Source organism: Pseudomonas sp. JS425, from assembly GCF_018223845.1.
Lineage (GTDB): Bacteria > Pseudomonadota > Gammaproteobacteria > Pseudomonadales > Pseudomonadaceae > Aquipseudomonas > Aquipseudomonas asiatica.
Map to the genome: position 1 here is coordinate 2,675,990 of NZ_CP073661.1, position 13,456 is coordinate 2,689,445.

14 protein-coding genes are annotated in these 13,456 nt (G+C 62.1%); 7 read left to right on the top strand and 7 right to left on the bottom strand.

Annotated elements, in window-relative coordinates:
* The first annotated feature begins 63 nt into the window (after positions 1-63).
* Positions 64-885, top strand: a complete 822-nt coding sequence (locus KDB76_RS12265; protein ID WP_038409400.1) for a helix-turn-helix domain-containing protein — start codon at positions 64-66, stop codon at positions 883-885.
* Between the two features lie 141 nt (positions 886-1,026).
* Entirely contained in the window at positions 1,027-1,476 is a 450-nt protein-coding gene (locus tag KDB76_RS12270; protein WP_024086858.1) for a GNAT family N-acetyltransferase, read from the top strand.
* Between the two features lie 163 nt (positions 1,477-1,639).
* Here KDB76_RS12270 and KDB76_RS12275 read toward each other — a convergent pair whose 3' ends face one another.
* Entirely contained in the window at positions 1,640-2,551 is a 912-nt protein-coding gene (locus tag KDB76_RS12275) for a LysR family transcriptional regulator (RefSeq protein WP_015270098.1), read from the bottom strand.
* Between the two features lie 93 nt (positions 2,552-2,644).
* Here KDB76_RS12275 and KDB76_RS12280 point away from each other — a divergent pair, with 93 nt between their 5' ends.
* From KDB76_RS12280 to aroE, 5 genes are read left to right on the top strand one after another with little or no spacing between them, the layout of a single operon-like run.
* Positions 2,645-3,592, top strand: coding sequence for a ketopantoate reductase family protein (locus KDB76_RS12280; RefSeq protein ID WP_023660573.1), 948 nt, complete (start codon positions 2,645-2,647; stop codon positions 3,590-3,592).
* Positions 3,589-3,987, top strand: coding sequence for a VOC family protein (locus KDB76_RS12285; protein ID WP_015270100.1), 399 nt, complete (start codon positions 3,589-3,591; stop codon positions 3,985-3,987). Before KDB76_RS12280 ends, KDB76_RS12285 begins: the two co-directional genes overlap by 4 nt.
* Positions 3,984-4,439, top strand: coding sequence for a MaoC family dehydratase (locus KDB76_RS12290; RefSeq protein WP_003256790.1), 456 nt, complete (start codon positions 3,984-3,986; stop codon positions 4,437-4,439). Before KDB76_RS12285 ends, KDB76_RS12290 begins: the two co-directional genes overlap by 4 nt.
* A complete protein-coding gene (locus tag KDB76_RS12295) occupies positions 4,436-5,668 on the top strand; it encodes a CoA transferase (RefSeq protein WP_024086859.1) in 1,233 nt (410 codons plus the stop codon). The genes KDB76_RS12290 and KDB76_RS12295 overlap by 4 nt, the downstream gene beginning before the upstream one ends.
* Positions 5,665-6,483, top strand: coding sequence for a shikimate dehydrogenase (aroE, locus tag KDB76_RS12300; RefSeq protein WP_024086860.1), 819 nt, complete (start codon positions 5,665-5,667; stop codon positions 6,481-6,483). Before KDB76_RS12295 ends, aroE begins: the two co-directional genes overlap by 4 nt.
* Before the next feature lie 53 nt (positions 6,484-6,536).
* On the opposite strand, the gene KDB76_RS12305 is transcribed toward aroE, so the two are convergent.
* The 6 genes from KDB76_RS12305 to KDB76_RS12330 form a co-directional block, all read right to left on the bottom strand.
* Positions 6,537-7,256 carry a proteasome-type protease gene (locus KDB76_RS12305; RefSeq protein ID WP_015270103.1) on the bottom strand — a complete coding sequence of 240 codons (720 nt, stop codon included), beginning with the start codon at positions 7,254-7,256 and terminating at the stop codon, positions 6,537-6,539.
* A 41-nt stretch (positions 7,257-7,297) separates the two neighbouring features.
* A complete protein-coding gene (locus KDB76_RS12310; protein WP_023660575.1) occupies positions 7,298-8,077 on the bottom strand; it encodes a transglutaminase family protein in 780 nt (259 codons plus the stop codon).
* Positions 8,074-9,024, bottom strand: a complete 951-nt coding sequence (locus KDB76_RS12315; protein WP_015270105.1) for an alpha-E domain-containing protein — start codon at positions 9,022-9,024, stop codon at positions 8,074-8,076. The genes KDB76_RS12310 and KDB76_RS12315 overlap by 4 nt, the downstream gene beginning before the upstream one ends.
* Before the next feature lie 3 nt (positions 9,025-9,027).
* Positions 9,028-10,437 carry a circularly permuted type 2 ATP-grasp protein gene (locus KDB76_RS12320; protein WP_015270106.1) on the bottom strand — a complete coding sequence of 470 codons (1,410 nt, stop codon included), beginning with the start codon at positions 10,435-10,437 and terminating at the stop codon, positions 9,028-9,030.
* Between the two features lie 608 nt (positions 10,438-11,045).
* On the bottom strand, positions 11,046-12,311 hold the full coding sequence (locus KDB76_RS12325; protein WP_023660577.1) for an MFS transporter: 1,266 nt from the start codon (positions 12,309-12,311) through the stop codon (positions 11,046-11,048).
* A gap of 33 nt (positions 12,312-12,344) precedes the next feature.
* Entirely contained in the window at positions 12,345-13,415 is a 1,071-nt protein-coding gene (locus tag KDB76_RS12330; RefSeq protein WP_038409403.1) for a TIM barrel protein, read from the bottom strand.
* Positions 13,416-13,456 lie beyond the last annotated feature (41 nt).

Genomic DNA, 13,456 nt, shown 5'->3' on the forward strand with positions numbered 1-13,456 from the left:
GTCGACGCTCAATGACCTCTGAGGTCATTGAGCCGGAGCGCAAGGACGGGCTAGAGACGAAGCATGAGTTACCAACTGTTCCATCAAAAATCCCCCGCGCCGGCCACCTCCGCGGGCCAGCACTTGCGCCACCTGCGTCGGCAGGCGGGGCTCAGCCAGCTTGACCTGGCACTGATGGCCGGGGTTTCGCAGCGCCACCTCAGCTGTGTGGAAACCGGGCGTGCCAAAGTCAGCCCCGACACCTTGCATGCCTTACTGATGACCCTTGGGGCGCCACTGGATTACTGCAACGAAGTGTTTCTTGCCGCTGGCTACGCGCCGCGCTACGCCGCGACGCCACTCGATGCGCCCGCTATGGGTGTGGTACACACGGCCATCGAACATATCCTGCATGCAAACAATCCGGCGCCGGTCATCGTCATGGACAGCAACTGGGATATCACTGCCGCCAATGTGAGCACAGGTCTGCTGTTGGCGCTGGCGGGTGTGGCGCAGGACCTATCCTCAGGCGTCAACCTGCTGGAAACACTGTTATGCCCCGGCGGCCTGGGTGATCGCCTGGCCAATGCCCAGGAGGTCCGTGCTGCCGCGTGGCAACGCGCGGCCAGGGAGTCAGTCAGCAACCCTACGCTCGCAGAGCGCCTGAGCAGCCTCCCTCCGCCGGGCATGGCCTTGCACGCAGAGACTGCCAGCCCCGTGCTGCTGACACGAGTGCGCATCGCAGATGGCGAGTTGAGCTTTCTATCTACCTTCACGACCTTCGGGCTACCCCTGGACATCACTGTAGAGTCACTGCGAATCGAGCATTTGATACCTGCCGATCTATCGACCAGACAAAGGATGATGCAAGCTTTCGATGCTTGGAATGCGGAATACGGCGAATAGCGCATAGCAGCTATCGACCCGAAGCTGCCGGTCTGTAACGTTACCTCTCGCGCATGGTCTGTTAGCAGAGGCGTTGTTGCATATCTCTAAGTCGGATGTTCTGGTATAGAAATACCCCTACCCAAGTCACGGACGACGACCATGCAGATACGCAAGATGACTCAGGAAGACCTGCCAAGCGCCAACGCCCTGTGCTTGGAGGCGTTCATGCTAGCGGTTGCGCCATCGCTGTCGGCCCAGGGCGTGGAAACCTTCGCAAAAGTGGTTGCTCAGAAGGCGTTTGCCGAACGAATGGTAAGTGACAACCTGATGCTGGTTTGTGTCGCGGAGGGAACCCTGGTCGGGCTGATCGAGCTGAAGGAAGGGCGCCATGTGGCGATGCTGTTCGTTGCGCCGGCCTGGCAGCGCCACGGCGTTGGGAGGCGCTTGATGAATGCGGCTCTGGAGCAGGCCAGGACCAATGTAGTAACAGTTAGAGCGTCGCTATCTTCAGTGGCCGCTTATGAACGTTACGGTTTTGCGTTGGCAGGGGAAGTGGGCGAGCTTGCCGGGCTGATCTACCAACCGATGGAGAAGCGGTTGACCATTTGAAGCGCCGTCTACGACCCAGGCTGCTGTTCTTAATGACTTCAAATGGTCGTTAGGGGCCTTGCGCCAAGGGCCGTAATGGGTCGTTAGTCGCCGTTTGTGGACCAACGGCGGGTCAGCCCAGATCCATGGAGCGATGAGGCGAGCGAAGGTTTCGCCGTGAGTGCTAACCGGCCCCTGTTTGAAACAAGCCCCGCACCACCTCCCTGATCCAGCGATTCCCGCTGTCTTGCTGGTACCGTGCGTGCCAGTGCTGCTTGACCGTGAAACCTTCCACTGCAAACGGGCAATCGTGCACGTGCAAACCATGCATGTCGGCGAGTGTCTGGCCGATGTGCCGTGGCAACGTAGCCACCAGGTCGGTCGACCCGACAATCATCCCCAACCCCAGAAACGCCGGCAGCTCCAGCATGATCCTGCGTTCGATGCCGGCCCGCGCCAGGCCAGCCTCCAGTAACTTCTGCCCGGTCCCGGCACTGATTTGTACATGCCCCTCGGCCTGGTAACCCGCCACGCTCATGCCGTTGCTCAAACGCGGGTGTAGCGGGTTGCTCAGGCAGACCCAGTCCTGCTCGAACAACACTTGCTGATACATCCCCGCACCCAGCCAGGGCACGAAGCCGATGGCCAGGTCCGCCTCGCCCGACTCCAGCGCGCTCTCGGTATTGCCATCGATGCGTGCAGCTTCCAGGCGAATACCCGGCGCGTGGGTGCGCAGGTGGTTGAGGATGCTGGGCAGCAGGGTGATATGGCTGGCATCACTGACGCACAGGCGAAAGCGCCGCTGCGCCGTGGCCGGAACGAACTGCGGCTCCCAGGTAGTCAGGCGCCGCAGCGATTCCAGCACCTCGCGGCATGGCCCGATCAGCTGGTCTGCCCGCGGGGTTGGCGCCATGCCGCCTGGCGTACGCACGAACAGTGGGTCGTTCAACTCTTCACGCAAGCGCCCCAACCAGATGCTCACGGTAGGTTGGCTCTGGCCGAGCTGTTCAGCACTGCGAGTGACACTGCGGCATTGGTACAGCACATCGAACAGTTGCAGCAGCTTGGGGTCGGGCAAAGCGTCGAGCGCACTCATTATTGCGAAATCCAATAATTGTATTGAGTCCATTGTATAGCCGAAATAAGGCTCGCTGCATAAGGTAGTCGCAAACCACAGGAGGTCAGCGATTTGAAAATCTGCATTCTGGGCGCCGGCGCCCTGGGTTGTGCCATCGGTGCGGCCTTGAGCGAAGCGGGGCACGAAACCTGGCTGTTGAACCGTGGCCATGCACATGTCGAGGCGATGAACCTGCACGGGCTGCGGGTGCAGGACGAACGCGGCGAGCGGCAGGTCCGGGTGAAGGCAGCCTGCGACGCGGCAACCGTGGGCGTGGCCGACCTGGTGGTGGTGCTGGTCAAGTCATTCCACACCGGCGAGGCGATTGCCGGGGCCAAGGCGCTGATCGGGCCGCAGACGCTGGTGCTGTCACTGCAGAACGGTCTTGGCCATGAAGACATCCTGGCCGAGGCCGTGGGCCGTGAGCGGGTGCTGGCTGGCAAGACCTACGTCGGTGGCGTGCTGCTGGCGCCGGGTTCGATCCGCGCCGGTGTTGCGGGCAAGCAGACTTTCATCGGCGAGCTCGACGGCCAGAGGACGCTGCGTGTGCAGGCCATCGCCGAGGTCTTCAATGGTGCCGGGCTCGCCACCACGGTCAGTGACAACATTCTCGGCACCATGTGGGACAAGCTGCTGGTCAACGTCGCGACAGGCGCGCTCAGCGGCATCACCAGGCTCGGTTATGGCCAGTTGTACAGCGAGCCGCTGCTGGAAAGCACCGCCAAGGCAGCGGTGGCTGAAGCCATTGCCGTCGCTGAACGAGCAGGCATCCGCCTGAGCCTCACCAGCCCGGATTCTGCATGGCGGCTGGCCGCCGAAGGCCTGCCGGCAAGCTTCCGTACCTCGATGTTGCAGAGCCTGGAAAAGGGTTCGGTCACCGAGATCGATTTCATCAATGGCTCCGTCGTGCGCTGGGGCCAGCGCCATGGCGTGGCCACGCCGGTCAACGCGACCCTGGTGGCCTGCATCAAGGGCATCGAACGCGCCATGGCCGATCAGCAGAAGGGGAGTAATCCATGAGCCAGCCGAAAGCCTACCTTGAACACGTTGCGTTCTGGGTGCGCGACATCCAGTGGCACATCCGCTTTTTCAGCGAGGTGTGTGGCATGACCATGCGTGAAATACAGGGTGACGTCGAGCAGCCTGCACAGTACTGGACCCTTGGTGGCCTGCAGTTCATCCACCAACCGGACTTTGCCGGCCCGGAAGGGCGCATGGCGCACCTGGGCATCATGTGCGAGGACCTCGAAGCTACCCTGGCCGCCGCACAGCGTTTCGGCGTGAGCGAAATGCCCCAGGGCCGCAACTGGCTGCGCCTGCCTGACGGCCTTGCGGTCGAGTTCATTCAGGCATCGCCGGCGAAATGCGTTGCCCAGGCACTGGCCATCGACCCACGTGCAGAGGTGGTGGCATGAGCGTAGTGGAAAGATACTGGGACGATGCCCGCGAAGGCGATGAATGCATCAGCCCCACCTACACGGTGACCCGCGAACGTATCCTGGCCTACGCAGACCTCACCGGCGACCACACCCCCGTGCATGTCGACGAGGCCTACGCCAACGCCAGTCATTTCGGTTGCCTGGTTGCCCACGGCCTGTTCGGCCTGTCGATCGCCGACGGCCTGAAGACCCAGTGCGAATACCGCTTTGTGCCGGGCATGTCGCTGGGCTGGACCTGGGACTTCGTGCTGCCAATCAAGGTCGACGATGTGCTGCACGTGCGCATGCGCGTGGGGGCGATGCGCCCGAGCAACAGCCGACCGGGCTGGGGCATCGTGGTCTTGCCGTCGGAGCTGATCAACCAGCACGGCGAAGTCGTGCAGCGTGGCGAGCACCGGCTGATGGTGCCCCGGAGGGTGCAGGCATGAGCCAGGCATTGCCATTGGCAGGTATCCGCGTCATCGACTACAGCCACTTCCTCGCCGGGCCCTATGTGGGCCGCTGCCTGGCAGCACTCGGCGCCGAGGTGATCAAGGTCGAACGGCCGGGCAGCGGCGATGCCGGGCGCCAGCATGCATTTACCCTGGATGAGCAGCAGAGCGGTTACTTCCTGCAGCTGAACATGGGCAAGCAGGGCGTCAGCGTGAACATGAAGGACCCGCGTGGCAAAGCGTTCATGCAACGCCTGACCGACTCGGCCGATGTGTTCATCGAAAACTATCGCCCCGGCGCCCTGGACAAACTGGGCCTGGGCTATGCCGAGCTGTCGGCGCGCAACCCGCGTCTGGTGTACTGCTCCATCTCCGCCTATGGCCATACCGGGCCGGATGCCCACCGCGCCGGTTTCGGGCTGATCGCCGAGGCCAAGAGCGGGATCATGCAGATGGTCGGCGTGCCGGGCGAAGCGCCGCCGTTGCTGCGCATTTCCCTTGGCGACATGTACACCGGCATTCATGCCGTGGCGGCGATCAATGCGGCATTGCTGGGCCGGGTGAACAGTGGTCGCGGCCAGCACATCGACATGGCCCTGTACGACACGCTGGTGTCGATGCATGAATATGCGGTGCAGTGCTACACCTTGTCCGACGGCACCGTCCTGCCCGAGCAGGCCGGCCATGACATGCCCACCTCCACCCTGTACGGCGTGTTTCGCGCGGCCGATGGCGACCTGGTAATCGCCGCCCAGGTCGACGATGCCTGGCAGCGCTTTGCCGCGATGCTGGAAGCCAACGGTGGCCCGGCCGGGTTCGGCAGCGACAGCCGCTACCACAGCCTCAATGGCCGCAACGCCCATCGCCAGGCGATTCTGGCCGTGGTTCGCGACTGGGTCGGCGCGCGCCAGGTGGCGGATATCCTGCAGTTGCTCGATGACATCGATATCCCCAGCGCCAAGGTGCAGCGCATCGACGAGGTGGTGGCCGACCCGCAGATTAAGGCGCGCAACATGGTCATCGAGCAGCAGCACCCGCGCTACGGTACCTTGCGCCTGCCCAACCTGCCGTTCCGCTTTTCCGACTGCGACACCACGATCCACCAGGTGGCCCCGGACCTCGGTCAGCACAATGCCGAAGTGGCCGCCGGCCTAGGTTTCACCCCTGAAGAAATCACCGCCATGCAGGCAGACGGTGTGCTGTTCACCCACGGAGATGCACGATGAGCGACCGCTATGCAGTGATCGGCCGGCCGATCAACCACACCAAGTCCCCGTTGATTCATGGCCTGTTCGCCCAGGTTGCCGGCCAGTGCCTGGAGTATGGCGCGCTGGAGGGCGAGCTCGAGGGCTTCGAGGCTCAGGTACTGCAGTTTCGCAGTGATGGCGGGTTGGGCATGAACATCACCGCGCCGTTCAAGCTGCGAGCCTTCGAGCTGGCCGACCAGCGCAGCGAGCGCGCCCAGTTGGCGCGGGCGGCCAATGCGTTGAAGTTCGAGGATGGCCGTATCTTTGCCGAAAACTTCGACGGCATCGGCTTGCTGCGGGATATCGAGGAAAACCTCGGTGAGCCGCTGGCCAATCGACGGGTACTGTTGCTAGGCGCCGGTGGCGCGGTACGCGGTGCATTGCTGCCGTTCCTGCAGGCGGGGCCGAGCGAGCTGGTGCTTGCCAACCGTGACATGGCCAAGGCGCTCGCCCTGCGCAACGAACTGGATCATCCAAGGCTGCGCATCAGCCGTTATGAGGAGTTGGAGGGACAGTCCTTCGACATCGTGGTCAACGCCACCTCTGCCAGCCTCACCGGCGAGCTGCCGCCACTGCCTGAAGGCGTGCTGGGCGCGACGCAGCTGGCTTACGAGCTGGCGTATGGCAAAGGCCTTACACCGTTCCTGCGCATGGCCCAGGCGCAGGGGGTGGTGCACCTGGCCGACGGTGTCGGCATGTTGGTCGAGCAGGCGGCGGAGGCTTTCGCCTGGTGGCGCGGGGTACGGCCAGAAACCCGCGCCGTCATCGATCGCCTGACTATTCCGCTGGAGTAGGGCCAAGGCCACTGTGGGAACGGGCATGCCCGCTTCCACAGTGGCCCTGCCTATCAGTACGGCGGCGCTGGCAGTTCGGCCAACAGTCTTTTGAGCCCGTCGCTCCACTGCCTGCGTATCTGCTCGTAGTACACATCGTCGCTGGCGATACGCTGGCGTTTCGGTGTTTCCAGGCTGTCCTTCTGATACACCAGCAGGTCCAACGGCATGCCCACCGACAGGTTGCTGCGAATGGTCGAGTCGAAAGAGATCAGGCCGCAGCGCAACGCTTCATCGAGTGGCATATGGTAGCCGAGGTTGCGGTCGAGAATCGGCCGCCCGTACTTGCTTTCGCCCAGTTGCAGGAACGGGGTGTCCGGCGTGGCCTGGAAGAAATTGCCCTGCGCATAGACGTTGTATATGCCCATGGGGCCGCCGGCAATCTGGCCGCCGACGATGAACGAACTGCTCAGGTCGATTCCGGCCGACAGCTTGCTGCGATCACGGCTGACCACCTCGCGCAAGGTGTCGGCGACCAGTACCGTTGCATCGTAGAGCGTCGCAACGTTCAACAGGTGGGGGCCGGGGCCCTTCGTACGTTGCTGGAGCAGGTTCACCACCGATTGCGAGGTCGCCAGGTTGCCAGCGGTCTGCAGGACGATCAGGCGCTCCCCCGGCACGCCGAACACGAACAGCTTGGCAAAGCTGGCGATCTGGTCGATGCCCGCATTGGTGCGTGAGTCGCTGATGAAGACAAGCCCGTCCGCCAGGTGCATGGCGACACAATAGGTCATGCTGTTTCCCTTGTTTTTTTCATGAACGGATGCCGCACCTGTCATTGGCGGTGCACGTGTACGCTGGCCTGCATCGATTCGGCGCCGCCCCCGCGGCGCACGCCCCTGACCGGGCAGGCATCGAGGTAGTCCAGGCCCACTGCCAGCTTCAGGTGGCGTTCTGGCCGGGTCAGGCGGTTGGTGATGTCGAAGCTGTACCAGGCGTCATCGACCCAGGCTTCCGCCCAGGCATGGCTGGCCAGGTGCTGCTCGTCTTCGGTACATAGGTAACCGGACACATAGCGTGCCGGAATACCCAGGCTGCGCGCGCAGGCGAGAAACGCATGGGTATGGTCCTGGCACACCCCGGCAGCGCCGCTGAACGCTTCGATGGCAGTGGTGCCCACCGATGTGGCACCGGGGCTGTATGGCATGTGCTCGGCCAGGCCTTGCATCAGCCCGATCAGCGCTGCCCGGTCACGGTGCTTGCCACAATGTCGGCTGGCGAAGGCCTTGAGTGTGTCATCGGCCTGGGTCAGGTGGCTGCCGCGCAGGAAGGGCAGGGGTGAATGTTCGCCGGCCTCTTGCTCGCGATCCGGGTCGATTTCTACCTGGCCGCTGGCGGTCAGTGCCAGGTGGCCATGGGGTTTGTCCAGGGTCAATACATGCAGGATGTTGCCATACGGGTCGATCTGGCCGTTGACCTTGCAGGGCAGGTCGAGTTGCCATTCAGTGATGCGCTGGCGCTCGCTGCTGCGTGGCGTCAGGCGCAGGAACTGGATGCTGTTGCACACATCGCTTGCATAGCTGTAGGTTGTGTCGTGGCGAATGGACAGTTTCATACGACCTCCAGATAGGAGTGGTGGACCGCCTGGCCCAGTTGATTGATGCGCCCGATGAAGTCGCTCAACCACGGGTGCAACCCTGCTTCGAGTATTTCGTCGATCGCGGTGTAGCGCAGGCGAGCGTTGAGTTCGGCGGCCATGCGCTGGGCGGCGCGCCCGGTGCTGCCCGGCAGGCTGGCAAGGATCTGGTCCAGCTCCTCGATGCAGGCATGCAGCGAGCGGGGCACATCGACCCGCAGCAATAGCAACTCGGACACCGGTCGTGCACTGGGTGCGGCGCGATACAGTTCGTTGAAGGCTTCGTAGGAGGTCAGCGCGCGCAGCAAGGCGCTCCATTGGTAATAGCCGCGGGCAGAATCATCGCTGACTTCCTCGGAGGCCTCCCCGAACATTTCATAGCGTGCATCGAGCAGGCGCAGGGTGTTGTCAGCCCGCTCCAGGAAGGTCCCCAGGCGGATGAAGCTGTAAGCGTCGTTGCGCATGATGGTGCCTGAAGTAGCACCGCGGAACAGGTGCGAGCGTTCCTTGACCCAGTCGCAGAACTGGCTGATGCCATAACGGCCGAGGCCATTGCTGGCAATGTTGCGCATCTCGATCCAGGTAGCGTTGATGTTCTCCCACATGTCGGCAGTGATGCGGCCACGCACTGCGTGGGCATTGGTCCTGGCCGCCTGCAGGCAGCAATAGATGCTGCCGGGGTTGGTCGCATCCAGGGCGAAGAAGTGCAGCATGCGCTCGGTGTCCAGCTCGGTGTGCCGGCGGCGGTAGTCGTCCAGCGTTCCGGATGCCAGCAGTGACATGGCCAGCTCGGCATGGCCGTCGCTGCGGCCAGCCTGGGGCATCAGCGACAGCGAATAACTGACCTCGAGCATGCGCGCAAGGTTTTCTGCACGCTCCAGGTAGCGCGACATCCAGTAAAGGTCGGAAGCAGTTCTCGAAAGCATGGTTCAGTCCTCCACCACCCAGGTGTCCTTGGTACCGCCGCCTTGCGACGAGTTGACCACCAGCGAACCTTCCTGAAGGGCCACGCGGGTAAGGCCGCCTGGCACCAGTCGGGTTTCACTGCCGGACAGCACGAACGGGCGCAAGTCGATGTGGCGCGGTGCGATGCCGCTGTCGACGAAGGTCGGGCATGTGGAAAGGCACAGGGTAGGTTGAGCGATGTAGGCGTGCGGGCGGGCCTTGATGCGGGCGCGGAAGTCCTCGATCTGTGCGCTGGTCGCCGCAGGCCCGACCAACATGCCGTAGCCACCGGAGCCCTGGGTTTCCTTGACCACCAGCTCGGGCAGGTGGGCCAGGACATGGGAAAGCTCTGCAGGCCTGCGGCACTGCCAGGTAGGAACGTTGTTCAAGACCGGCTCTTCGCTCAGATAGAAGCGGATCATGTCGTCGACATAGGGGTAGATCGACTTGTCGTCTGCCACCCCGGTGCCTACCGCATTGGCCAGCACCACGTTGCCAGCGCGGTACACCGAAATCAGCCCCGGCACGCCCAGCATCGAGTCAGGGTTGAACGACAGCGGGTCGAGGTAGTCGTCGTCCAGGCGGCGATAGATCACATCCACCTGTTTTGGACCAGCGGTAGTACGCATGTAGACGTGCTCGTCACGGATGAACAGGTCCGCACCCTCGACCAGTTCGATGCCCATTTCCCGGGCCAGGAAGGCGTGCTCGAAATAGGCACTGTTGAAGCGGCCAGGGGTGAGCAACACGGCAGTGGGGTTGTCCAGTGGGCTGGCGCTCTTGAGCGTGTCCAGCAGCAGGTTGGGGTAGTGGTCGATGGGCGCGATACGCTGTGCGGCGAACAGCTCGGGGAACAGCCGCATCATCATCTTGCGGTCTTCGAGCATGTAGCTGACCCCGCTGGGGGTGCGCAGGTTGTCCTCCAGCACGAAGTAGCTGCCATCCCCGTCACGGACCAGGTCGACGCCAGCGATATGGGCATAGAGCCCGCGGTGCAGGCCCAGGCCCTGCATGGCGATCTGGTAGCCTTCGTTGGCCAGCACTTGTTCCGGCGGGATGATGCCGGCCTTGAGGATGCGCTGGTCGTGGTAGATGTCCTGCAGGAACAGGTTCAACGCCTGAACCCGCTGGATACAGCCGCGCTCGACCATGCGCCATTCGCTGGCGCGAATGCTGCGCGGGATGATGTCAAAGGGGATCAGGCGCTCGGTATCCTCTTTGTCACCGTACAAGGTGAAGGTGATACCGGCGCGGTGAAACAGCAGGTCAGCTTCGCGTCGGCGTTGCTCCAGCAACTCCAGCGGGGTGTTTGCCAACCAGCGGGCGAACTCCTGGTAATGCGGGCGGCAACTTCCGTTCGTATCATACATTTCATTGAAAAATGCCCGGGACATACCCACTCCTTGCCACCGTTGCCGGCAGCTTCATTGCGGTTCATCTACGTGTTTCAGGGTGCGGCCTTGCGGGTCGGTGGGTGTTTTGTCTGCGGTGAGCCTCGAATCCGATCAATTGCTGTGCGTTGTGCACGCAAGAGGCCATTGCAATGAAGGTGCCGAAAGCCGGGCACAGCTCTGGAGTGGCAACAGGCTGGCGGTAACACCTTGAAACTCTTGGGTTTTATTGCTGAATTCGATGACTGCGCCGCATGCAGCCGTGCGGGAACGTCGGGAGGGGGGGGCAGGCGCGCCTCAAAAAAAGGCGCGCTATGCACCGAGCTGCAGCTTTTGCTCCGAATTGGAGCGAGTCCATGGCGAGGCGACACTCCGGCCGCGCAAGCAAGGAGTAGTGCGTTTCGTTCCGAGTGTCAGGTTATGACGCAGTCCCCGACGCAGAATGTTCTGGACGTCGCTTGCAGATCGAAAACGGTCACTATCAATCAATGGATTTGGCCATTTCCGATGTTCCAGCCGCGTCGTTCCAGGATGAAAATGCATTTCGTCGAGTGGGCGGAGGAGGAGTCGGCATGATGGACGAATCCTCCTCCTGTAGTCCGTGACGACGATCAGGCTTGTACCGCGTCGGCCCCGCCAGAGAGCACGGATTTTTTGCGTACCGCTTGATAGAGAAGGCTGGACACCATGAAGCCTGCAATGGCCAGCACGCTCATCAGAATGAACACATAGTTGTAGCCCTGTTGACCAGGGAAGTGGTCGAGGATCGCGCCATAGATGACGTAGGCAAACATGCCAGGGGCATAGCCGATCAGGCAACCGATGCCGAAGGCCGAGCCGGTGATGTGCTGGGGAATGCCGACTTCGCCCATGGGTGCCCAGAACACGCCGCGCATCGAGAAAACAATCAGGGCGAAGGATAGGGTGGCCGCCATCCCCGCATAGATGAAGCCCGGGCTTTTAGGAATCAGCATGATCACGGCCATCAGCGGCAATAGCGCCAGAAATGCCCACTTCAGATAACGGCTGGTGCTCTTGAACTGCTTGTCGGCAATGAAACCGCCGGCAGGCCCGCCGAGGATTTTCAGGAAGTATTGATTGATGATGCCGTAGGCGCCTACCAACGCTACTGGCAACCCGTACATTTCCTTGAGGTAGGGGATGAAATAGGTCAGGCCGCAGTAGACGATGTAGACCATGAACACATTGAGGCTGACCAACCAGATACCGGGTACCTTGATAGCCTCCATCAGGTTTGCCAGACCGTTTTTCGGCTTGGTGGCCGATTGCGCATTACCGCCCTTGAGCAGGACCCAGGTCAGGGTGCCAGCCAGAATGTCGATGACCGAGTAGAACAGGATCGCCGATTTCAGGCCGGCTTCCCCCGAGCCCATGGCGACGAACACGCCCAGTGCGGAAAAGGCCACCAGCGTATCAACCACGCCGCGCCCGCCTTCCAGCAGGCCGAACAACCGGCCTTGCTCCTGATCGTCACCCAGATTGCGGATGGCCTTGAGCAGCGATGGCCAGAACAGGCAGTCGGCACAGACGGCCAACAGACTGAACACGATCAGCAAACTGCTGAAGGGCGGAAAGGTCGCCAGGTACAACCCCAGGCTCCCGGTCCCGATCAGGCCGAGGGGGATCAGTTTGCGCGTGTCGTAGCGATCGGCGAGCAGGCCACCAACCACGAACAGTGCAGTCGCGATGATCGCGTTGGCACTCAACAGCATGCCGATTTCAGTGTGGCTCAGGCCCATGAATTCCTGCATGGGGACATAGAAGGCGTCCTTGAGATTCGCCAGCTTGTAAATGGTGCCGCCACCAAGGATGAGAATCAGGAATCTGAGCCATTTGGCCTTGTTTTGAGTTGTCATTATTGTTCTCCGGGCGTAATCGGGTCGTCAGGTTCAGGCGTTGGAAGGAGCGGCCAGGGTCAGTTCAGCCAAGGTGCGCAGTTCGCCCAGCAAACCTCGGACATAGGCCACCTGATTGTTCGCCCAGCGGTGTTCGTCGGCCAGCATGCGCTCGAGCGAGTAGCCTTTCGGGAGCGGCGTTTCGCTCATCTCCCGGTAAGCAATGAATGGATCGGCTGCTTCGAGGCTCTGGCGGAAGGCCGGGGCCACGTAGTGATTTTCCTGCTCGAGAATGAACGCGATCACTTGCGGGGTTGCTTCGCCCAGCATCAACAGTTCGAACAGCATGCGGGCGCTGGGCAGATCGTCTTCGTCGCTGCCTTGCAACACGCCGTAATGGCCGAAGCCGTTTTGTTCGGGGACGATGCGTACGCCCTTGAGGTGAGCCTGGCGGATGTGCGGCGCCAGGTTGTGCAGGGCCTGCAGGGGCTGTTCGCAGGCATTGATCATGTTGCCGAAGTCGAACAGGGCATGCAGGCGAGGGTGGTTGACACGGTTGAGCAGCTGCGCGATTTCGCTGCTCTTGAGTTCTTCATGCTGCTCGAAGTCAAAGTACAGATCGTTGGCATCGGCCTGTTGTGCGAGGTAGTGCAGGTCGGTCTCGATCACGTCCATGACCCGCGACAGCGGACCCTCGTAACGTGAGTAGACACGGATGTTGCGCACGCCCAGTGCGTTGGCGATGGCGATCACCTGGTCGACATCCTTTTTCAGCGTGCTGCTGATTTCCAGATGCACATCCAGCCCCAGCGCCTTGGCCTTGCTGGCAAACACCTGGAGCTGCTCTGGCGACATCTGGCTCAGGCTGTTTTCCTCGCCGTCGAGCAAGTGCAGGCTCAGGCCTTGCAGCTCGTGGCGATAGGCGAAGTCCAGCATGTCCGCGGGTGTGACACGACCGTGGGTGAGGTTGGTCAGTAGCGGGTAGGCGTGGGCAAACAGGCGCAATTGCCCGAGACGCTCAAGCAACCGCTGGGCCAGTGCTTCTGTCAGCACTGGAGCAGCCACGTGTTCGACCACCTTGTGGCTCAGCAAGGCGTTGAATCGTTCCTGGATCTTGTTGTTCATTAGAGTTGTTCCTGGTTCAGGCACCGGTCTACCGGCGCAGC